The organism is Stenotrophomonas sp. YJH_SMC_130, assembly GCF_059369035.1.
On record NZ_JCAFSH010000011.1, the window covers coordinates 1 to 20,415 of the forward strand.

Consider the following 20,415-nt stretch of genomic DNA (forward strand, 5'->3'; position numbering starts at 1 on the left):
CGAGATGCCGTCGTTGGCATTGCGGATGGCGACGTCGGTACCGCGGATCTGCGTGCCGAAGCGCTCGGAGATCGCCAGGCCGGCGGCGTCGTCCTTGGCGCTGTTGATGCGCGAACCGGAGGACAGGCGCTGGATGGTGGTAGCCAGCGAGCTGCCGCTGGTGCTCAGGTTACGCTGAGCATTCAACGACATCGTATTGGTGTTGATGACTTGTGCCATGAGGAGAGGTCCTTGAGCGGTTGCACGTGAGTTGGGTCAGACGCCCCCGACGTGCCCCGGGGGCGGCTCATGTCAGCGCTGCAACAGGCTGAGCACGTTCTGCGGTACCTGGTTGGCCTGGGCCAGCATGGCCGTACCGGCCTGCTGCAGGATCTGGGTGCGGGTCAGTTCGGCGGTTTCCTTGGCGAAGTCGGTATCGCGGATGCGGCTGCGCGATGCGGACAGGTTCTCCGAGGAGGTCTGCAGGTTGGCGACCACCGAGGTGAAGCGGTTCTGGATCGCGCCGAGGTCGGCGCGGACGCTGTTGACCGATTCCAGGGCCTTGTCGACGATCGACATCGCCTTCTGTGCGCCTTCGGCGGTGGTGACGTTCAGGTCCTTGACGAAGCTGGCCGCTGCACCGGTCAGGGTGCCGCCGTCGGTGCTGGTCTCGGTCAGGCCCAGGCCGGCGATGGTCGCGGCGGTGACGCCGGCCGGCGGGGTTGCTGCGCTGACGCCCAAGGCGAAGGTCTGGCCATCCTTGACCGAAGCCAGACTGATGACGCCGGCATTGACCGAGGCCACCACGCCGGTTTCACCCAGCTTGTTGTTGATCGCCGCAGCGGTGGCCGAGGTGATCGACTCGCCGGCCTTCACGGTGAAGTCGCTGATGGTGACCGTGGTGGCGGTGCCGCCCGGCGGGGTGACCGAGACCTGCAGGCCGGAGTAGGTGGTGTCGGCCGTGGCCTTGTCCACCGCCAGCGCAGTGCCGGTGTAGCCGTTGGCGAAGGTGGCAGCTCCCAGCGAATCGGCCTTGGCGTTGACCACGCTGTTGATTGCGATGGCCTGGCCGGCGTTGGCGCCCACCTGGAACAGCTGGCTGGTGAAGCTGCCGTCCAGCAGCTTGGTGCCGTTGAAGTCGGCCTGCTTGGCCACACGATCAATTTCCGAGACCAGCTGGGTCACTTCAGCCTGCAGGGCCTTGCGGTCGCTGGCCGAGTTGGTGGCGTTGGAGGCCTGCACGCCCAGTTCACGGATGCGCTGCAGGTTGTTGCCGACTTCGTTCAGCGAACCTTCGGCGACCTGGGCCAGCGAGATGCCGTCGTTGGCGTTGCGGATGGCCACGTCCAGACCACGGATCTGGGTGGTGAAGCGCTCGCTGATGGCCAGGCCGGCCGCGTCGTCCTTCGCGCTGTTGATGCGCAGGCCGGACGAGAGGCGCTGGATGGTGGTGGCGAGCGAGCTGCCGCTGGTGCTCAGGTTGCGCTGAGCGTTGAGCGACATCGTATTGGTGTTGATTACCTGTGCCATGGGGTCGTCTCCTCTTATATGGAACCCGTTGGTGAATGAAACGAAGCGCCGCCTGTTTTTTTGTGTGGCTGTGTGCTTCGCCGTTGCCAAATGAATAACGGCGCTTTGTCAACAACCTTTAGCCGTGAATTCCGCTGAAGCCAGAATTCGTTGCCTGAAGCTGTTTTCCCGGGGTTTTCAGCCCTGTTGCCAGGGTGGAAGCGACCCCGGGAGGGGCGGTCGGGCAGGGCCTGACCAGCGCTGATGAAGGTATCGGCGGGGTGCGACCCGGCTTGATGGGCAATCACGGAGAATCGGCCGGAGATGGCCAGAGGGCCGCGTGGTGGCGGGCAGGCGCGCAAACGAAAAAGGCCGCGATGCAGGGCATCGCGGCCTATCAGGGGTGACGCAGGAGAGGCGTCAGCGCAGCTTGTTGAACAGCGACATCGACTGCATCTGCGAGAAGATCGTCTGCGCCGCCTGCAGTGCGGTGCTCTGCAGCTGGTACTGGCTCAGTGCATCGGCGTAATCCAGGTCGCGCATCTGCGACAGCGTGGTCTTCAGGGTCACGCCATTGGCCTCGCGCATTTCCGCCGCGTTGTCCAGCGCCTTCAACTGCGCACCACCGGCAGCGCGCGAATCGATCATCCGCTCCGAGGCGCGCGCCACGTCGCGCAGTGCGCTCTGCAGCTGATTCTGCTGCGCAGTCATCTGCGCGGTGGTACCGGTGTCGGCACCCAGCGCGGCGACCAGGTTGTCGATGGTGGCGAAGATGTCGCGGCTGCTGGCGGCCTGTACGCTGAAGCTGTCGCCCGCTGCGGGTGCGCCGGTGATGCGCAGGCGCACACCGTTCACTTCCAGGTCGTCGCCAGCCTTGTAGGCGCCGGTGCCGGTCACATTGCCCGCACCATCCACCACCTCGTACTGGGTGCCGGTGGTGAAGCGCACGCTGAAGCCCTGGCCGTTCCAGCTGTCGCTGCCGTCGCGGGTGATGTTGGTCAGCACGCCGTTGCCGGTGTTGCCGGCCGCGGCGCTGCCGTCAACGAAGCCGTCGCCGGTGGGGATGCGCATGAAGATCTCGCTGCCGGGCAGGGCGTCGCGCACATAGGTATCGGGGCCGACTTCAACCTGGCGCTGGGTCTGGTCGCCGCGATAGACGACCTTGCCGTTGATCTTGGCAAACGGCGGGTCACCGTCGTTGGTGCCACCGAACACATAGCGGCCGGTAACATCGTCGGCGTTGGCCAGCGACAGCAGGCCATCGCGGATCTGGTTGACCTCGGTGATCAGCGTCTTCTTGTCGGCCGCGCTCAGTGCCGGATTGCTGGCCTGGATGGTCAGATCGTTGACGCGCGCCATCAGGTCGTTGACCTGCGCCAGGGTGTTTTCCTGCACGCCCAGGCGGTTCTGCACATTGCCGGCGTTGAGCTTCATGCGGTCCAGTGCGGCCAGGCTGCGGTCAAGGCCGACTGCAGTGCCGGCGGCAACCGGATCGTCCTTGGCGCTGACGATCTTGCTGCCAGTAGCGATCTGCTGCTCCAGGTGGCTGAGCTTGGCCTGCTTGGCCATCATCAGCGACACCGACTGGTTGAACATCATGCTGGTGGAGATGCGGCTGCTCATCGGCGGACGGCTCCCAGGATGGTCTGGAACATGCTGTCGGCGGTGGAGATCAGCTGCGAGGCGGCCTGGTAGGCCTGCTGCAGGCGCAGCATGTCGGCGGCCTCTTCGTCCAGGTTCACGCCGGAGACCTCGTCGCGGGCTTCCTGTGCCTTGTCATTGATCACCAGCTGCGCATCGAGCGAGTACTCGGCCGAGCGGGCGGCGGCGCCGACCTGGGTGGTCAGGCCACCCAGTGCACCGTTCAGTGTCACTGTTCCGGCGTTGAAGGCCTTCGTGCTTTCCACCTTGGCCAACCTGGAGGCGTTGCTGTTGTCCGACGAACCGGCCGGGGTCGGGGTGATGTTGAAGGTATCGCCCACCTTCGGTGCACCGTCCAGTACGAAGCTCCAGCCGTTGGCACTGATGGTCTGGCCAGGCGTATAGGTCTGAGGCGGGCCACCGTCGATGGTGTAGGTGGTCGCCGAGGTGAACACGATCGCCGACGGATTGCGCAGGTTCGCGTTGGCCGAATCAGTGACGGTGACGCCGCTCAGCTTGCCGGTACCGGTGTTGGCGGTGGCGGCTGCGCCCTTGACTGCGGCGGCCGCGGCAATGCGCGACGGATCGGTGATGGCCATCTCCAGGCTGCCGGCCACGCCAGCGGTGGGCTGCAGCAGGAAGCGGTCATTGGCTGCCGGGGTGCCGCCGACGACCAGGTTCACGCCGTTGATCACCAGCGGATCGGCGGCGGTGCCGGTACCGGTCAGGGGAATGCTGGCGCCGGTGTCGGCGCGGCTGGCCTTCCAGGTGGTGCCATCGAACTGCAGCACCACGTTCTGCGCGTCCAGTTTGCCCAGGTCGCCATAGGTGGCGCTGAGGCTGGCGGTTCCGGTATTGCTGTTGTTGCCGGTCACGCGCGGGCTGCCGATGGTGAAGAAGTCCCCGCCCATCTGGCCATACAGATCCACACCCTGGTGGTGGACCTGATTGAAGCTCTCGGCCAGACCCACCGCCAGCTTGCCCAGTTCGGCCTGCGCAGGCGTCAGCACGGTGTCGCGGAATTCCAGCAGGCCCCCGATCTGGCCACCGACCGCTTTCGGGTCGAGACGGATGGTGTTGCCCTGGGTCTCCAGTGCCAACTGCAGGCGCTCGGGCTGGTACGGATCGGCCACGGTGGTGACCTTGGTCGCCGTGGTGCCCACCACCAGCGCGTTGCCGCCGGCAGTGTAGACATTCATGATGCCGCCGTCCTGGATCACCGCGGTGCCACCGGTGTAGCCGATCAGCTGGGAGATCAGCTGATCGCGGCGGTCGAGCAGGTCCGGTGCAGCCGAGGCGATGTTGGTTCCGATGGCACCGTTGATCTGCGCGATCTCCTGCGCAAGGCGGTTGACCTCGGTCGCACCGGCCAGCAGACCGTTGTTGACCTCGCTGTTGAGATTGTTCAGGTGCGTGTTGAGCTGCACGAAGCGGTTGGCCAGCGCCTTGCCACCGTCGAGCATGTTCTGGCGGTCGGCGGTGCCGGCCGCGTTGGACGACAGGCCACTGACCGAGTCGAAGAAGTTCGACCAGACGCCGGCCACGTTGGTGGCAGCATCGGAGAACAGCGCGTTGACCCGGTCGGCCATGCCCGAAAGCTGCTTCAGGCGCGCCAGCTCACCGCTGCTGTCGAGCAGGCGCGAGATCGCCAGCTGGTCGGCCGTGCGACGGATGTCAGTGATGCGGGTGCCGTTGCCGACCGTGCCGTAGCCATAGTTCTGTGGATCGGCGGTGGCGAAGTTGACCTTCTGCCGGCTGTAGCCGGGTGTATTGAGGTTGGCCACGTTGTGGCTGGTGGTCGCCAACGCTCGCTGGAAGGCGAGCAGGGCACCGGTACCGGTGGAAAGTACGCTGGACATGGTGTTCCTCAACGACGAGTGATACCCAGCGCCGCGGTCGCGGTGCTGGCGAAGGTCTGGCCAAGGCGCGAGCCGGCGTCGGCCACGGCGGCTACGGCGCGCTCGATGGTCGGGCCGCCGGCGATCGCAGCGATCTTGGCGGCGTAGCGCGGATCGGTGGCGTAACCGGCGCGCTGGAGGCCACGGGCGAAGCCCTGCACGTCGGTGCCGGCCTGCAGGGCCTGCTGGTAGCGCGGGCTTGTCTTCAGCAGGCGCACGTAGTCGGCAAAGCTCTCGGCCGGTGAACTGTAGGCGCGGAAGCTGGCGGTTTCGTTGCGGCGCACGCCATCAACATATTCATGGGTGCCGGCCGTGGCGCGCTGGCCGGTCCAGCCAGTGGCCTTGATGCCGAACAGGTTGTGCGAGGTGCTGCCATCGGCATGCTTGATGTGGCGCTTGCCCCAGCCGGTCTCCAGCGCGGCCTGGGCGACCAGGGCGCGGGCATCCACGCCCAGTTCCCTGGCCGCGCTCTGTGCGTGCTGCCAGATACTGGCGACAAAGCCCTCCGGGGTATGCTCGCCGAGCTGGGCGACGGCGGTGCGCGTGGCCAGGGCATCGGCCCGGCTCACGGCCGTGCCGCGATTGCTGGCCGTCGCCGTCCACTGGTCGCTGTTGGCGGCCCAGTCCTCGCCCTGCAGGCTGCCGATGTACGGATCCTCGGTGCCCAGCGAGCGGTGCAGCCCGCTGCTCTCACGGCCGGCGATCAGGTCCAGTGCCTGCTCCATCGGTGCCAGCGCGGCCTGCGCACCGTGCTGCGCGCCTGCGGCCATCTGCTGCAGCATGCGCACGGCCTGGCTGCCATCTTCCAGGGGCAGCGACAGTGCCGGCCTGGCCGGCGCGTTGAGCTGGTAAGCGCGGCTGGCCTTGGCCGGATCCACGCGGGTATCCAGTGCCGGACCTTCGGTGGCCTGGCCGGACAGCTGGCGGGTGATCATGCCGGACAGGCCCAGGCCCTTGCCGCGGGTCATCGCCTCGGCAATCTTCTGGTCGTACATGTCGCGGAACATCTTGTTCTCGCCGGGAAACAGCGAGTCGCCGAAGCTGGCATCGCGCATGCTCTTGACCAGCATCTGTGCGAACTGGCCTTCCAGCTGGCGTGCGACCTTGTCGATCTTTGCGGGATCGTTCTGCTGCGCCGGGTGCAGGTCGAATGCGGGATTGATGCGCATGTCAGATCACCTCAAGCTCGGCACTCAGTGCGCCGGCCTGCTTCAGGGCTTCCAGGATCGCGATCAGGTCGCCCGGTGCCGCACCCACGGCGTTCACCGCATGCACGATCTCGTCCAGGGTGGTGCCGCCGCTGAACTTGAACATGCGGCTGCCGTCGTTGGTGGCAGTGATGGTGGATTGCGGGCTGGCCACGGTACGGCCGCCCGACAGCGCATTGGGCTGGCTGACGTTGGTGTTCTCCTGGATCGTCACCGTCAGCGAACCATGCGAAATCGCCGCAGGGCCGACGCGCACCTGCTGGCCGATGACCACGGTGCCGGTGCGTGAATTGACCACCACCTTGGCCGGGGCGCTGCCCGGGGTCAGTTCCAGGTTCTCGATGCGCGCCAGCAGGCCGATGCGTGCGCCCGGATCGGTCGGTGCGGTGACGGCGACGGTCACGCCATCGATCGCGCGTGCCGCACCTTCGCCGAACGCGTTGTTGAGCGCGGCGACCATGCGCGAGACCGTGGTGAAATCGTTGTTGTGCAGGTTCAGGGTGATGTCGCCGCCGTTGGCCAGCGGATCGGGCAGGGCACGCTCCACGGTGGCGCCGTTGGGAATACGGCCGACGCTGGGCACGTTCACCGATACACGGGAACCGTCCTTGCCCTGCGCGCCAAAGCCACCCACGATCAGATTGCCCTGGGCGATGGCATAGATCTGGCCATCGGCGCCGCGCAGCGGGGCCATCAGCAGCGAACCGCCGCGCAGCGACACCGCGTTGCCGATCGAAGACACCGTGATGTCGATCGGCTGGCCCGGCTTGGCGAACGGCGGCAGTTCGGCGTGGATCGCCACGGCGGCCACGTTCTTCAGCTGCGGGTTGACGTTCGGCGGCACGTTCACGCCCAGCTCGCCAAGGAGGTTTTTCAGGCTCTGCACGGTGAAGGGCGCCTGGCTGGTACGGTCGCCGCTGCCATCCAGGCCGACCACCAGGCCATAGCCCACCAGCGCATTGCCGCGCACGCCGCCGACCTGGGCGAGGTCCTTGATGCGCTCGGCGCTGGCCGGGGCGGCGACGATCAGCAGCATCAGCGACGCGATCAACGTCACGCGTTGCTGCCAGAAGGTAGAGAAGGAGAAGTTCATGGCCATACTCAGAACGGCGTCAGGCCGGAATTGAAGAAGCGGCTCAGCCAGCCCATCGCGTTGGACTGCGCGACCGGTCCGCGGCCGCCGTAGACGATGCGGGCCTCGGCCACGCGGCTGGAGGGAATGGTGTTGTCCTGGCTGATGTCGCCCGGGCGCACGATGCCCTGCACCTGCACCAGTTCATCGCCCTGGTTCAGCCGCAGGTTCTTCTGCCCCTGCACCACCAGGTTGCCGTTGGGCAGGCGCTGGATCACGGTGACCGTGACGCTGCCCTGCAGGCGGTTGCTCTGCGCGCTGTTGCCCTTGCCGGTGAAGTCACGCGCGCCCTTGGCGGTGGCACTGAGGATGTCCTTGCCGCCCAGGGTGACCGGTGCACCGAGGATGGACGGCGTGCCCAGGCTCAGGTTGGATTCCTTGTTGGTGGCCGTGTTGGCGCTGGTCTGCGCGGTGGTGTTTTCCAGCAGGGTGATCGTCAGCAGGTCGCCGACATCGCGTGCGCGGCGGTCCGAATACAACTGCAGGGTCGGGCCAGCGGCGTAGATCGCACCGGCGGTGGGCGCGGCCTGCGGCGGCATGATCGGCTGGATCGGTGCCATCGCCGGATAGGGGCGCACGTCGCCCGCGATCACGCAGCCACCGAGCAGGGCGACCACAGTGCAGGCGAGGGCAGTACGGGCGAGGTTGGAAATGGGCGACATGGCGGTTTCCCGGTTGGGCCGGTCAGATCTTGTTGTTGAGATAGCCGAGCATCGAGTCGGTGGTGGAGATCGCCTTGGCATTCATTTCGTAGGCGCGCTGGGTTTCGATCATCGACACCAGCTCTTCCACCACATTGACGTTGCTGCCTTCCAGCGCACCCTGCACCACGGTGCCGAGACCGTTCAGGCCGGGATTGCCGTTCTGGGCCGGGCCCGAGGCCGTGGTTTCCAGGAACAGGTTCTCGCCGCGCGCCTGCAGGCCGGCCGGATTGACGAAGTCGGTCAGGGTCAGCGCACCGACTTCCACCGACGCGGCGTTATCGGCCATCTTTACGCTGATGGTGCCGTCGCTGCCGATGGTGACCGACTGCGCGCCCTCGGGAATCTGGATGCCCGGCTGCACCGGGTAGCCGCTGTTGGTGACCAGCTCGCTGTCCTGGTTGATCTTGAACGAGCCATCACGGGTGTAGGCCGAGCTGCCGTCGGGCATCTGCACTTCGAAGAAGCCGCGTCCGTTGACCATCACGTCCAGTGCGCGGCCGGTCTGCTGCTGGCCACCCTGCTCGAAGTTCTTGGCGGTGGCGACCACGCGCACGCCGGTACCCAGCTGCAGGCCGGTCGGCAGCTGCGTCTGCGCCGACGAAGAGCCGCCCGGCTGGCGCACCTGCTGGTACAGCAGGTCCTCGAAGCTGGCGCGGTCCTGCTTGAAGCCGGTGGTGTTGGTGTTGGCGAGATTGTTGGAAACCACCGACATGCGCATCTGCTGCGCATCCAGTCCGGTTTTCGCGATCCACAATGCCTGGTTCATCTTCGGTGTCCTGTCTGGTGAAGCCGGCCGCGTGGTGCGGCCCTTGGTAGCGGGTGTGCAAGCGGTGTGCCAGCGCCGCGCCCGGGCGGCGCCGGAAATCCGTCAGCTGCCCAGGCGGAGCAGGCTGTTGGCGCTGCGCGCGTTGTCGTCGCCGTGCTTGATCACCTGCACCTGCATTTCGTACTGGCGCTGCAGCTGGATCATCTGCACCAGCGCACCGGCAGCATCGACGTTGCTGCCTTCCAGTTGCCCGCTGTGCACGGCGGTGCCCTGTGCCGGTGCGAACGGCTGGCGCGGGTCGGTGTTGCGGAACAGGCCATCCAGGCCACGTTCGAGGCGCTCGTCCGGCGCCTGCACCACCTTGATCCGGCCGATCTGCGCCATCGTCTGCGGGCCTTCGCCCTGCGGGATGATCGAGATCGTGCCGTCGGCGCCGATCTCCATCGCCTGGTAGGGCGGAATGGCGATCGGGTTGTTGTTGTCATCCAGCACCGTGCGCCCGCCAGAGGTCACCAGCTGGCCGTTCGGCGTCACCGACAGGGCTGCGCCACGCGTATACGCTTCGCTGCCATCGCTCGCCTGCACCGCCAGCCAGGTGCCGCTCTGCAGTGCAAGGTCCAGCGGCTTGCCGGTGATGTGCTGCGCGCCGGGCCGGCGGTTGAAGCCGGCGTCGACGTGCAGCGCATCCACCCGCGAGGCAAAGCCCTGACCCTTGATCGGGAAGGCTTCGGTGTTGGCCAGCGCTTCCTTGAAGCCAGGAGTATCCGAGTTGGCGAGGTTGTGGCTGAGCGTTCCCTGCGCCTGCAGGGAGGCGCGGGCACCGGTCATCGCCACGTAAAGGGCTTTATCCATGCGGGGAGTTCCGTGACAGGGTCAGCAGCTCATCAACGGATGTTGATGACGGTCTGGGTGATCTGGTCCTGCGTGGTGATCATCTGCGCGTTGGCCTGGAAGTTGCGCTGCGCGGTGATCATGTTGACCAGCTGCTCGGTGAGATCGACGGTGGACGCTTCCAGCGAGCCGGCCTGGATCTTGCCGAGATTGGAGGTGTCCGGCATGCCGGTGCGCGGCGTGCCCGACTCGAAGGTCTCCACCCACAGGTTGTTGCCCTTCGATTCCAGTCCCTGGGTGTTGTTGAAGGTGGTCAGTGCGACCTGGCCCAGGGGCTTGTCGTCGCCGTTGGAGTAGCGCGCATAGACCACGCCCGACTCGGACACAGTGATCTCGTTGAGCTTGCCGGCGGCATAGCCGTCCTGCTGAGTGTTGCGCAGGGCGAACTTCTCGCCGTACTGGGTCGAACCGCTGATGTCCAGCGTCATGTTCAGCTGGCCAGCGCCCGTGGTCGGGGTGAAGGTGCCGAGGCCAACCTTGCCGTTGGCCGGGGCGGTCAGCTTGCCGCTGTTGTCGAAGGCGACCGCGGTCGGGGTGCCGGCGGGCTGGCCATCGACATAGTTGTGCACGGTCCATTCGTTGGGGTTGGCGCCCTTCACGAAGTACGAGACCTGGATATGGCTCACGCCCAGCGAGTCGTACACGGTGATGCCGCCGCTGGAGTGGTTGTAGCTGTTGGAGTCGGTCGGGTCGAACGTGGCCACGGTCGGCTGCTTGGCGTTGGCCGGCAGGGTGAAGCCCACCTTCACTTCGCTGGTCTGCTTCGGCGGGCTGTCGGTGGTCAACAGCTGCAGGTCGACCAGGCGGCCGGCATCGAAGTTGGTGCCATCGGCATTCGGCGCGAACACCTGCAGGCGCGCGCCCTGCGGATTGACCACATAGCCGGCCGAATCGGTCTGGAAGTTGCCGGCACGCGAGTACACACGCGAACCGTTCATGTTCATGGTGAAGAAGCCCTCACCGGAAATGGCCATGTCCAGGCTGCGCCCGGTCTGCTCGTTGTGGCCTTGGATGAACTGCTGGGCGACGTTGGAGACGCGCACGCCCGAGCCGGTCTGGTTCTTCGACAGGCCATAGCTGGTGGAGGCGAACAGATCGGCGAACTCGGCGCGCGACTGCTTGAAGCCGGTGGTGTTGACGTTGGCGACGTTGTTGGCGGTGACGCTCAGGTCGGTGTTGGCGGCATTGATGCCGGACAGTGAGACATTGAAGCCCATGGGATGCTCCTGGTTGATGCGGGATGTGCGGCTCAGCTGACGCGGAGCACGTAGTCGATCGGGGCCGTGCCCAGGCCCTTGAGGTTCAGGTACAGGCCGTCGGACCCGACGGTCACGCTTTCCACCGGCGCCTGCACATAGGTGGACAGCTTGGTGCTCTTGCCGGCGGTATCGACATGGTTGGCAACGATGGAATACTTGCCCGGTTCCATGCGCTTGCCGTTGGCGTCCTTGCCGTCCCACTGGAAGGCGGTTTCGCCTGCTGCCTTGGCTTCCACGCTCAGCGAGGTGACCTTGGCGCCGGTGGCATCGGTGATATCCACGGTGATGATGCCGGCCGACGGCGCGGCCACCGTGCCCTCGACGCTGCCTTCCTTCTCCAGCACCAGCTTTTCCGATGGCACCAGCACCTGGTGGCCGACCAGCGCCGCGCCACGCAGCACCTGGTCGCTGGCCATCGATTCCTGGAAGCCCTTCACCGTCTTGTTCAGATCGGTGATGCCCTGCACGGTGGACATCTGCGCCATCTGCGCGACCATCTGCGTGTTGTCCATCGGCTTCAGCGGATCCTGGTGCTGCAGCTGCTCGGTCATCAGGCGCAGGAAGTCGGCCTGGTCGAGCGTGTTCTTCTTTTTCGTGGCGTTGCTGTTGGGGGCGTTCAGGCCCAGCGCGGAATAGACGTCCTGGCTGGTCTGGTTGTTGACGGCGGTGGTCATGGCGGTATCCGGTGCTGCGGGCCTCAGCGGCCCATGGTCAAGGTGGCCAGGGCCAGTTCCTTGGCGGTGGTCAACATCTCCACGCCGGCCTGGTAATTGCGCGAGGTCGAGATCAGGTTGACCATCTGCGCCACCGGATCGACGTCGGGCTGGTAGATGTAGCCATCGGCGTCTGCCAGCGGGTGGCCCGGCTCGTAGCGCTTGATCGGCGCCGCCTCGCTCTGGGTGATCTCCTTCACCTTCACCGAGGTGATGTTGGGATCGTTCTTGCTGGTGACGGCCTGGAAGATCGGCTCCAGCGGCTTGTACACGGCGTCGGCAGACCCGGCCACGGTGTCGGCGTTGGAGAGATTGGAGGCGATGGTGCTCATGCGCACCGACTGCGCCTGCAGCGCGGAGCCGGCGATATCGAAGATCGGCAGGTTGCTCATGGCTTATTGCCCCGTGATCGCGGTCAGCATGGAACGCACCTTGCTCTCGACGAAGCTGAGCGAGGCGCGGTACTCGAGCGCGGCTCGGCCATAGGCGGCACGCTCGGCATCGGGATCGACGGTGTTGCCGTCCAGGCTGGGCTGCACGCCCTCGCGCGCGATCTGGAACGGGTTCAGGCCACTACTGATTTCGTAGTGCTGCTCATGGGTGGTGGCCATCAGGCCGTTGGCATCCTGCCCCTGGGCATGGCGCAGGGCGGCATCGAAGTCCAGGTCCTGGGCCTTGTAGCCGGGGGTGTCGGCATTGCCGAGGTTGCTGGCGATCAGCTTCATCCGCTGTTCGCGCAACGGCATGGCCTGGGCGTGGACGCCCAGGTAGTCGGTAATCAGGTTGCGCACGGTGCACTCCCACGGGAACGTTGCCCGGGAAGCTGCAAGGGGTGTGCCAAAGCACGCGCGACATCGCGTCCGCCGGGCATGGCCCGGCGCTACCCCAGGGGTCGGGGAGGTTGTGGTAGCGCCGGGCCATGCCCGGCGGAGACCCGTGACGTGGCCCTACGCCGCCATCGCCACCTTGCGCAGGCGGTCCAGCACGAAGTCAGCCAGCTCGTGCGGCGAGTACTTGGCGACGAACGCGTTGGCGCCGACACGCTCGACCATGGCGTTGTTGAAGACGCCCGACAGCGAGGTGTGCAGCAGCACGTAGAGGCCGGCCAGGCCCGGATGGCGCCGGATTTCCGTCGTCAGCGTGTACCCGTCCATGGCCGGCATCTCGATGTCGGAGATGACCATGGCATAGCGTTCGGCCGGGTTTTCGCCCGAGGCGTGGATCTGCAACAGGTGGTCGAGAGCCTGCTTGCCATCGGAAAGCAGGGTGGCACCCACGCCCAGCTGATCCAGCACGCTGCGGATCTGCTGGCGGGCCACGCGCGAGTCGTCCACCACCAGCACCTGCAGCTGGGGGCCATCGGCGGGCATTGCCATCGCCGGATCGAGTACGGCGTCACCGCGGACCTGGGCGATATCGGCCAGCACGCTTTCAACGTCGATCACCTGGATCAGCTCACCCTGGAAGCGGGTTACCGCGGTCAGGTAGCTCGACTCGGCGCCAAGCTCCGGCGGCGGGTGGATGTCTTCCACCGCGATGTTGACGATGCGTTCGACGCCGCTGACCAGGAACCCCTGGATCGAGCGGTTGAATTCGGTGACGACCAGGTAACCCGGCGAGGTATCGGCATCGGGCTCACGTTCGGGGTGGCCGATCGCCAGGCCCAGGTCCAGCACCGGCACCGAGCGGCCGCGCACGTCGGCCACGCCGGCGAACTGGCTGGGCAGGCCGGGCACCTGGAACAGCTCCGGGCGGCGCAGGACTTCCTGCACCTTGAAGACATTGACGCCAAAAAGCTGACGTCCGCCGAGACGGAACAGCAGCAGCGCCAGGCGGTTGTGGCCGGCCAGGCGGGTCCGCTGGTCGATCCGGTTGAGCAGGTCATGGGACATGGCTGCTGTATCGGCGCGTTGGGCGCCAAACTTGAGGGCGCTCTGCCACTGCGCGCTGCACACCGCAATTGTGGTGTCGCGCCATGTTCGACCGAGGCAGCTCTGCCCCTCTGGCACACGCCTTGCACGCACCTGGGCCAGCTCTTGCCGATTGAAGGAGGCGCCATGCGCCGGGTCACATCTCTATTCGCCATCGCGCTGGCACTGGCCTCGCCGTGGGCGGCTGCCGCCGACTGGCAGCCGGTGGCGAGCATCCGCGCTGCGGCCTTGTCGACGCTGCCGGCGGGCAGCGAGGGCGAGGCCCAGGTGGCCGATGCGCTGCGCCTGCCGAAATGTGGCAGCGCGTTGCAGGTGCAACCCACCGCCAACACCACGGTGGAGGTCAGCTGTCCGGATGCGGGCGGCTGGCGCCTGTTCGTGCCGGTAAAGGTGCGGCGCAACCAGACCGTACTGGTGCTCAACCGCGGAATCGGCACTGGAGAAACCCTCACTGCCGCCGATATCACCACTGCCCAGCGTGACGCTGCCCGGATTGCCGGCGCGGTGCTGTCCGATCCCAATGCAGCGATCGGCCGCGTCGCCCGCCGTCCGCTGCAGGCCGGGGCCCTGCTGTCGAACAACGATCTGGTGGTGCAGCGTCTCATCAAGCGAGGAGACAATGTGGCCCTGGTGTCGCGTCGCGGTTCGGTCGAGGTCCGCATTGCCGGCCGTGCGATGGGTGATGCCGGTGAGAACGAACGGGTCTCGGTCGAGAACCTGTCCTCGCGGCGGATCGTGCAAGGCACGGTCGATGCCGCAGGTGACGTAATCGTGGCGCGTTGAATTACCGCAAAATATCCCTAAAGATCACGGCCCTGCGGCCGTTATCCCTTGTGAACGGCAACTCCAGGACACCCCATGAGCCAGAAAATCGACGGCAACCTGCAGGTCCCCCAGGCACTGCGCAGCGTGACGACCCCGGCCAACAAGCCCGGTGTCAGCACCGATGCGGCGGCGCGCCCGGTCGAGGCGGCCGACAGCCTGCGCCTGACCGGCGAGGCCACCAACCTGCAGGCCATCGAGCGCGAGCTGACCGCCGCCCCGGCGATCGACGCCCAGCGCGTGGCCGCCGTGCGCGAGTCGCTGCAGAACGGCACCTACAAGATCAATCCGGACGCGATTGCATCGCGCATGCTCGATCTGGACCAGCAGCTGCACGGATGACTGCGGCGATGAGCGAGCCGCTGCAGCGTCTCGCCCAGGCCCTGGACGTTGAACGCCAGGCCCTGGTCGAGCACGACGTGCACGCCCTGATCCGGGCTACCGGCGCCAAGCTGGAAGCGTTGCGTGCGCTGGAAGGCGCGCCGCCGGTGGGCGAGGGCGAACAGCTGCAGGAACTGGCCGAGCGCAACCGGGCCAACGGCGTACTGCTGTCGCGCCGCCGCCGCGAGGTGAACTGGGCGCTGCGCCAGCTCGGCCGCACCGAAGACGCCTCGGCCTACGATGCCAAGGGCCAGTCGCACACGGTCAGCATCGGCCGGCCCCTCGCCGTGGCCTGAGGCGACGGCGGTCGCATAACCCCTCCCGGCGGGCTGAAGCCCGCTGCATGACCGCGTATATTGGGCGCCTGTTCGAACGTCCCGAGTCGCCGTGTCCGCTGCCAACGCCCTGGTTACCGCCCCCCTTCCGCCGCAGCCGGTGCTGCAGGCCCTGCTTGAGCGCCTGCGCGAAGGCCTGCTGCTGTTCACCGATGACGGGCGGGTGGCCCTGGCCAATCCGGCCGCACAGAACCTGCTGGCCAGTGGCGAGGACGGCGGGTTGCCGCCGCCGCAGCGCCTGCGCGAACTGCTGCCGCCCGATGCGCTGGAACAGGCTCGCCAGCATGGTCACTGGAATGGCAGCCTGCCGCTGGGCGAGGGCGTGGTCATCGCCCATCTGTACCACCATGGTCCGGTCGGCCAGGGGCATTTCCTCGCCCTGTTCCGCCACATCGAAGGGCAGGAAGACTACGAACGGGAGCTGCAGCAGCGCCATGCCGAATTGCGCCAGGCCTACCTGCGCCTCAATGGCACCCAGGAAAAGCTGCTGCAGTCGGAGAAGATGGCGTCGATCGGCCAGCTGGCCGCCGGCGTCGCGCACGAGATCAACAACCCGATCGGTTACGTGCACTCCAACCTGGGCAGCCTGCAGGAATACCTGCGCAGCCTGTTCACCGTGATCGAAGCCTACGAGCGCGCCCTGCGTGCGCCGGACCCGAAAGCGCTGATCCCGGAAATCGATGATATCCGTGACCGCCTGGATATCGATTTCATCAGCCGCGACCTGCCGCAGCTGATGGCGGAATCGCGCGAAGGCATCGAGCGGGTCACCCGCATCGTGCGCGACCTGAAGGATTTCTCGTATTCCGGCCGCGACGAGTCGTGGAAGCTGGTCGACCTGCATGCGGGCCTGGAATCGACCATCAACATCATCTGGAACGAACTCAAGTACAAGGTCACCCTGGTGCGCGAGTTCGGCCAGTTGCCCCTGGTGGAGTGCCTGCCATCGGAGTTGAACCAGGTCTACATGAACCTGCTGCTCAACGCCGGCCATGCCATCGCCGAGCGCGGCACGATCACGGTGCGTACCGGCGTTGATGGCGATCACGTCTGGGTTGAGTTCGAAGATACCGGCGGTGGCATCTCGCCGGAACTGCGCCAGCGCATCTTCGATCCGTTCTTCACCACCAAGCCGGTGGGCAGTGGCACCGGCCTGGGCCTGTCGATCTCCTACAGCATCATCAACAAGCACCACGGCCGCATCGACCTGGACAGCACGCCCGGCGTGGGCTCGCGCTTCCGCGTGGTGCTGCCGGTCAAGCAGCCGCGCTGACCGCTTCTGGTAGTGCCGGCCGCTGGCCGGCAACCTCATTGAACCCGATATCCAGAGCAGCCGGCCAGCGGCCGGCTCTACCAGAGGGGATGGTTACCGTAATGGGCGATCCTCGCCGCCATCTCCGCTCTCCACCGGCGCCGGGCCGGCATTGCTGCGGCGCTGTTCCTCGTACGTGCGGAACGCCTGGTGGATGTGCTTGCGCAGTTCGTCGTCGTTCCACGGCTTGGTCAGGAAGCGATAGATCGCACCGCGGTTGATCGCATCGGTCACCGTGTTCAGATCGGTGTAGCCCGACAGCACCAGGCGGATCGTATCCGGGTACAGCATCTTCACCCGGCCCAGGAACTCGGTGCCGCTCATGTCGCTCATGCGCTGGTCGGACAGGATCACCTGCACGTCGTTGATCGCCAGCAGGTCGAACGCATCACGCACGTTGCCGGCAGCCAGGATGCGGTAGCCGTCGCGGCGGAACAGGCGCACCAGCGAGCGCAGCACGTTCTCCTCGTCATCCAGCAGCAGCAGCGTCCGGTCCGGGCGGGTCTCGGCGAAGGCTTCCGGACGCAGGTAGCGGCGGCGCAGGGTCATGCCGGCGGCATCAGCCGACATCGGTTCGCCGAACAGGTAGCCCTGGAACACGTCGCAGTCGTTGCGGCGCAGGAAGCCCAGCTGGGCCTGTGATTCCACGCCGTTGGCGATCACGGTCATGCCCAGCTGGTGGCCCATGGCGATGATCGCGCGGGCGATGGCCGCTTCACGATTGCCGGCCGGCGCGCTCTTGATGAAACTGCGGTCGATCTTCAGCTTGTCCACCGGGTAGCGCACCAGCGCGCTGAGGCTGGAGTCGCCGGTACCGAAGTTGTCCAGGCTCAGGCTGATGCCTTCGTTGCGCAGGTTGGCCAGCGTTTCGTGGACGAAATTGACGTTGTTGGTCAGCGCACTCTCGTTGATCTCCAGCGTCAGCATGTGCGCCGGTACGCCCGCCGCCTGCAGCAGTGACATCACTTCGGCGAAGAAGTTCGGCCGCAGCAGCTGCAGGGTGGACACGTTCACTGCGATGGTGAAGTCATCGAAGCCCTGGTCGCGCCACAGCCGCGCCTGCTTCAAGGCGCCTTCCAGCACCCAGGTGCCGATCTGCACGATGATGCCCAGGCGTTCGGCGGTGCGCATGAAGCGCTCCGGCACCAGCATGCCCAGGGTCGGCGACTGCCAGCGCAGCAGCGCTTCCATGCCCACCACGTGGCCGTCGCGCGCGCTTACCAGCGGCTGGTAGCGCAGCTTCAGCTCGCCATTGGGAATGGCATCGACGATCTGGCGCGCGATGATGCTCTCGCTGTGCGCACTCGGCGGGGTGTCCACCGCATGGATGCGCACGGCATTGCCGCCTTCGCGGGCGGCCTGGTACAGCGCATCCTCGGCATGGTCGAGCAGGCGCGAGGTGCTGCTGGCATGTTCCGGGCACAGGCTCACGCCCAGCTTGCCGGTCATGAACAACGTGTACGGCAGCACCGACAGCGGCAGCTCCATCTGCTGGCGGATCTCCTCGGCGAAATCCTCCGGCAACGGCAGATCGGCGGTGCGCGGCACCGCGATCAGGAACTCGTCGCTGCCATGCCGCCACAGCTTGCCGCGCCCGCGCAGGTAAGACTGCAGGCGCTGTGCCACCAGCACCAGCGCCTGGTCGCCCACTTCGGCACTCATGTTTTCGTTGACCGATGCGAAATGGTCGATGTCCACGTGCATCAGCATCAGCGCGATGCCGCCTGAGGCTGCCTCGGCAACCATTGCCTGCAGTTCGGGGTTGCCGGCGCCAAGGCGGTCGGGAGCGTCATCAATGCTGACCGGGGGCAGGTTGGGATTCCACATGGCTCAGTATTCCGGTGAATCGACGGCAGCCCTGCTGGCCGCCTGGTAGGGGAGGTGGACATCGACCAGGGTGCCTTCGCCATGCGCGGATTCAATCCGCACGTGGCCACCGACGCTCTGTGCGCGCTCGCGCATCACGATCAGGCCCAGGCCGCGCGGGCCGTCCGGATCGAAGCCCTCGCCGTCATCGCGGATCTGCAGGTGCAGGCCGCGCTGGCCGACATCGCGCAGCTGCAGCAGGACCTGGCTGGCGCGCGCATGGCGCAGCGCATTGGTCAGGCTTTCCTGTGCGATGCGGAAGCAGGCCTGTTCGATGCTGTTGTCGGGGCGATGCGGCAACGGCTCGATCTCGGCCAGCAGCTCCACCGGCGAGGAGCGGAACAGAACCCGCGCCTGCCAGCTGAGCGCTGCCTCCAGGCCCAGTGCATCCAGCTGCGGGGGGCGCAGCAGGGTGGAGATGTCGCGCAGTTTGGCCACGGTGGTGTCGGCCAGGCTGACGATCTGCGCCAGATCCTGCCCACGCCGCTGCGGATCGTCCTCTTCCAGCGCCGCGTGCGCCGACAGCTTGATCGCGGTGATGGCCTGGCCGATGTCATCGTGCAGGTCGCGCGAAATCGCACGACGCTCGTCCTCCTGCAGCGAGAACAGCCGCCCGGCCATCGCCTGCAGTTCGCGGTTGCTGGTTTCCAGCGCGCTGCGGATGCGTTCGGAATCACTGAGGTCGCGCACGATCAGCAGCTTGCAGTCGCGGCCACCGTAGCGCACGTCGCCCACCGCCAGGCCGGCATGGAAGCTGCGGCCGTCGCCGCGCTGCATGGCCACCACGCTGCTATGGCCCGGTCCCAGGTGTGGCTGGCCGGCACGCAGCTGGCTGCGCACCCGCGGCAGGTCTGCGGCAGCGACCAGCGCCGACAAGGGCTCGCCCAGCAGGGTATGGCTGCCGTAGCCGAACAGGCCGGCGGCCCAGGCGTTGGCGTACAGCACATGTTCGTCGGAGAGGATCACCACGCCGTCGGGCAGTACCCGCACCAGCTCGCGGAACTGCTCTTCGCGCTCGCGCAGCAGGCGCCGCGACTGCTCGCGTTCGGTCACGTCCTGCAGCGTGCCCAGCACGCGGTTGCGGCCAGCTTCATCAAGACCACTGGCGGCGCGCAGGTGCACCATCAGCGCGCGCCCGTCCATCGACAGCAGCGGTAGCAGCACGTCCACCTGCACCGGCTCGCCGGAGCACAGCTCGGCCAGCAGCTGCTCGGTCTGGGTAGCGGTGGCCGGGTCGGCCGGCACCAGCAGTTCGTCGAAGCGGTGCCAGCGGCGGGCTTCGGGCGGGCGGCGGCCGAGCAGGCGATAGACCTGGTTGGAATAGCGGCCCAGCCCGGTGGACGGGTCGAGCTCCCAGGCACCGATGCGGGCCAGTTCGTGGGCCTCTTCCACCCGTGCCAGCGCCTGGTCGCGACGCAGCTGGGCCAGATCCTCGGCGGTGCGGTCGATGGCGATCAGCAGGCGCGCATTGTGGCCGTCGTAACTGATCGCGTTGGAGCGCAGTTCCATGTGCCGCAGCGCGCCATCGCGCAGCTGCAGCTGCGCGCGCAGGATGCACAGCTCTTCGGGCGCCTCGCGGATCGCCTCCAGCTTGGCCTGCAGCGCCTGGCCCTGGCCGGGTGGCCACAAGGCGTCGATGGTCTGTTCCAGCAGCTCATCGCGCTCCCAGCCGAAAGCGGTGCAGGCGGCTGGGTTGGCATCGAGGATCGCCAATGTGTCCAGGTCATAGACGAGGATCGGGCCGGGGTTGCCCTCGAACATCTGCCGCAGGCGCAGCTCCGAGGCCTGCTGGCGGGCGTGGGTATGCAGCACATGCTCGGCCAGCGGGCGCAGCAGCAGGTACAGCAGGCCCGCGCTGGCCAAGGCGAAGAACGAGCCCTTCAGGCCCTGCCACAGGGCCGCCTGCTGCGGATCGGGCACCAGCGCCTGCACCACGCTGTCGGTGGAGATCATCCAGGCCAGCGCCATCACCAGGTAGCTCAACACCACCCGCCGCCGGTCACGGCTCAGCGCCTGCGCCATCCGCGGGTCGGGAACTGGGGCGTTGCCGGTCGGTTCTGCGGGCATG

At 66.8% G+C, this 20,415-nt stretch carries 20 protein-coding genes; 4 read left to right on the forward strand and 16 right to left on the reverse strand.

All coding sequences use genetic code 11. The features are described from left to right. The 14 genes from AC5P5V_RS13160 to AC5P5V_RS13225 all read right to left on the reverse strand — a co-directional run. A partial coding sequence (locus AC5P5V_RS13160) for a flagellin N-terminal helical domain-containing protein (RefSeq protein ID WP_046430467.1) occupies positions 1-219 on the reverse strand: 219 nt, incomplete at its 3' end. 72 nt (positions 220-291) lie between these two features. Continuing rightward, positions 292-1,509: a flagellin gene (locus AC5P5V_RS13165; RefSeq protein WP_061478704.1), complete on the reverse strand. Its 1,218-nt coding sequence runs from the start codon at positions 1,507-1,509 to the stop codon at positions 292-294. Between the two features lie 399 nt (positions 1,510-1,908). Continuing rightward, the gene (gene flgL / locus AC5P5V_RS13170; protein WP_495215905.1) at positions 1,909-3,111 is read right to left on the reverse strand and encodes a flagellar hook-associated protein FlgL; all 1,203 of its coding nucleotides are present in this window, start codon (positions 3,109-3,111) and stop codon (positions 1,909-1,911) included. Continuing rightward, positions 3,108-4,988, reverse strand: a complete 1,881-nt coding sequence (flgK, locus tag AC5P5V_RS13175; RefSeq protein ID WP_134968533.1) for a flagellar hook-associated protein FlgK — start codon at positions 4,986-4,988, stop codon at positions 3,108-3,110. The genes flgL and flgK overlap by 4 nt, the downstream gene beginning before the upstream one ends. An 8-nt stretch (positions 4,989-4,996) precedes the next feature. Beyond that, the gene (flgJ, locus tag AC5P5V_RS13180; RefSeq protein ID WP_134968534.1) at positions 4,997-6,196 is read right to left on the reverse strand and encodes a flagellar assembly peptidoglycan hydrolase FlgJ; all 1,200 of its coding nucleotides are present in this window, start codon (positions 6,194-6,196) and stop codon (positions 4,997-4,999) included. Between the two features lies 1 nt (position 6,197). Next, a complete protein-coding gene (locus tag AC5P5V_RS13185; protein ID WP_061478735.1) occupies positions 6,198-7,328 on the reverse strand; it encodes a flagellar basal body P-ring protein FlgI in 1,131 nt (376 codons plus the stop codon). 8 nt (positions 7,329-7,336) lie between these two features. Next, a complete protein-coding gene (flgH, locus tag AC5P5V_RS13190; protein WP_005416456.1) occupies positions 7,337-8,029 on the reverse strand; it encodes a flagellar basal body L-ring protein FlgH in 693 nt (230 codons plus the stop codon). 22 nt (positions 8,030-8,051) lie between these two features. Beyond that, entirely contained in the window at positions 8,052-8,837 is a 786-nt protein-coding gene (gene flgG, locus AC5P5V_RS13195) for a flagellar basal-body rod protein FlgG (protein ID WP_005416457.1), read from the reverse strand. 102 nt (positions 8,838-8,939) lie between these two features. Further along, positions 8,940-9,689: a flagellar basal body rod protein FlgF gene (locus AC5P5V_RS13200; RefSeq protein ID WP_072166971.1), complete on the reverse strand. Its 750-nt coding sequence runs from the start codon at positions 9,687-9,689 to the stop codon at positions 8,940-8,942. Positions 9,690-9,721: 32 nt separating this feature from the next. Further along, positions 9,722-10,945 carry a flagellar hook protein FlgE gene (gene flgE / locus AC5P5V_RS13205; protein ID WP_061478699.1) on the reverse strand — a complete coding sequence of 408 codons (1,224 nt, stop codon included), beginning with the start codon at positions 10,943-10,945 and terminating at the stop codon, positions 9,722-9,724. 32 nt (positions 10,946-10,977) lie between these two features. Then, positions 10,978-11,661, reverse strand: coding sequence for a flagellar hook assembly protein FlgD (locus tag AC5P5V_RS13210; RefSeq protein ID WP_005416460.1), 684 nt, complete (start codon positions 11,659-11,661; stop codon positions 10,978-10,980). A 23-nt stretch (positions 11,662-11,684) separates the two neighbouring features. Beyond that, complete coding sequence (gene flgC / locus AC5P5V_RS13215) at positions 11,685-12,092, reverse strand: flagellar basal body rod protein FlgC (protein ID WP_005416461.1); 408 nt, start codon at positions 12,090-12,092, stop codon at positions 11,685-11,687. A gap of 3 nt (positions 12,093-12,095) precedes the next feature. Continuing rightward, positions 12,096-12,491, reverse strand: a complete 396-nt coding sequence (flgB, locus tag AC5P5V_RS13220; RefSeq protein ID WP_005409576.1) for a flagellar basal body rod protein FlgB — start codon at positions 12,489-12,491, stop codon at positions 12,096-12,098. 156 nt (positions 12,492-12,647) lie between these two features. Next, positions 12,648-13,592: a chemotaxis protein gene (locus AC5P5V_RS13225; RefSeq protein WP_019659622.1), complete on the reverse strand. Its 945-nt coding sequence runs from the start codon at positions 13,590-13,592 to the stop codon at positions 12,648-12,650. 165 nt (positions 13,593-13,757) lie between these two features. Here AC5P5V_RS13225 and flgA point away from each other — a divergent pair, with 165 nt between their 5' ends. The 4 genes from flgA (at position 13,758) to AC5P5V_RS13245 (ending at position 16,442) form a co-directional block, all read left to right on the forward strand. Beyond that, entirely contained in the window at positions 13,758-14,414 is a 657-nt protein-coding gene (flgA, locus tag AC5P5V_RS13230; RefSeq protein WP_061478698.1) for a flagellar basal body P-ring formation chaperone FlgA, read from the forward strand. A gap of 75 nt (positions 14,415-14,489) precedes the next feature. Beyond that, entirely contained in the window at positions 14,490-14,795 is a 306-nt protein-coding gene (flgM, locus tag AC5P5V_RS13235) for a flagellar biosynthesis anti-sigma factor FlgM (RefSeq protein WP_134968536.1), read from the forward strand. Further along, positions 14,792-15,130, forward strand: coding sequence for a FlgN family protein (locus tag AC5P5V_RS13240; RefSeq protein WP_014037132.1), 339 nt, complete (start codon positions 14,792-14,794; stop codon positions 15,128-15,130). Before flgM ends, AC5P5V_RS13240 begins: the two co-directional genes overlap by 4 nt. A 91-nt stretch (positions 15,131-15,221) precedes the next feature. Next, positions 15,222-16,442: an ATP-binding protein gene (locus tag AC5P5V_RS13245; protein ID WP_053496680.1), complete on the forward strand. Its 1,221-nt coding sequence runs from the start codon at positions 15,222-15,224 to the stop codon at positions 16,440-16,442. A 93-nt stretch (positions 16,443-16,535) separates the two neighbouring features. Here the strand turns inward: AC5P5V_RS13245 and AC5P5V_RS13250 are convergent, their stop codons facing one another. Together AC5P5V_RS13250 and AC5P5V_RS13255 are read right to left on the reverse strand one after the other, a co-directional pair. Continuing rightward, the gene (locus tag AC5P5V_RS13250; RefSeq protein ID WP_005416466.1) at positions 16,536-18,308 is read right to left on the reverse strand and encodes an EAL domain-containing protein; all 1,773 of its coding nucleotides are present in this window, start codon (positions 18,306-18,308) and stop codon (positions 16,536-16,538) included. Between the two features lie 3 nt (positions 18,309-18,311). Next, a complete protein-coding gene (locus tag AC5P5V_RS13255; protein ID WP_061478697.1) occupies positions 18,312-20,414 on the reverse strand; it encodes a sensor histidine kinase in 2,103 nt (700 codons plus the stop codon). Between the last annotated feature and the right edge of the window lies 1 nt (position 20,415).

Coding starts and splice junctions, on each gene's coding strand:
- flgK (WP_134968533.1), bottom strand. CDS start 4,988: ATGTCCAGCGTACTTTCCACCGGTACCGGTGCCCTGCTCGCCTTCCAG.
- AC5P5V_RS13225 (WP_019659622.1), bottom strand. CDS start 13,592: ATGTCCCATGACCTGCTCAACCGGATCGACCAGCGGACCCGCCTGGCC.
- flgH (WP_005416456.1), bottom strand. CDS start 8,029: ATGTCGCCCATTTCCAACCTCGCCCGTACTGCCCTCGCCTGCACTGTG.
- flgM (WP_134968536.1), top strand. CDS start 14,490: ATGAGCCAGAAAATCGACGGCAACCTGCAGGTCCCCCAGGCACTGCGC.
- AC5P5V_RS13165 (WP_061478704.1), bottom strand. CDS start 1,509: ATGGCACAGGTAATCAACACCAATACGATGTCGCTCAACGCTCAGCGC.
- AC5P5V_RS13250 (WP_005416466.1), bottom strand. CDS start 18,308: ATGTGGAATCCCAACCTGCCCCCGGTCAGCATTGATGACGCTCCCGAC.
- AC5P5V_RS13255 (WP_061478697.1), bottom strand. CDS start 20,414: ATGCCCGCAGAACCGACCGGCAACGCCCCAGTTCCCGACCCGCGGATG.
- flgL (WP_495215905.1), bottom strand. CDS start 3,111: ATGAGCAGCCGCATCTCCACCAGCATGATGTTCAACCAGTCGGTGTCG.
- AC5P5V_RS13210 (WP_005416460.1), bottom strand. CDS start 11,661: ATGACCACCGCCGTCAACAACCAGACCAGCCAGGACGTCTATTCCGCG.
- flgC (WP_005416461.1), bottom strand. CDS start 12,092: ATGAGCAACCTGCCGATCTTCGATATCGCCGGCTCCGCGCTGCAGGCG.
- flgA (WP_061478698.1), top strand. CDS start 13,758: ATGCGCCGGGTCACATCTCTATTCGCCATCGCGCTGGCACTGGCCTCG.
- AC5P5V_RS13240 (WP_014037132.1), top strand. CDS start 14,792: ATGACTGCGGCGATGAGCGAGCCGCTGCAGCGTCTCGCCCAGGCCCTG.
- AC5P5V_RS13185 (WP_061478735.1), bottom strand. CDS start 7,328: ATGAACTTCTCCTTCTCTACCTTCTGGCAGCAACGCGTGACGTTGATC.
- flgG (WP_005416457.1), bottom strand. CDS start 8,837: ATGAACCAGGCATTGTGGATCGCGAAAACCGGACTGGATGCGCAGCAG.
- AC5P5V_RS13200 (WP_072166971.1), bottom strand. CDS start 9,689: ATGGATAAAGCCCTTTACGTGGCGATGACCGGTGCCCGCGCCTCCCTG.
- flgJ (WP_134968534.1), bottom strand. CDS start 6,196: ATGCGCATCAATCCCGCATTCGACCTGCACCCGGCGCAGCAGAACGAT.
- flgE (WP_061478699.1), bottom strand. CDS start 10,945: ATGGGCTTCAATGTCTCACTGTCCGGCATCAATGCCGCCAACACCGAC.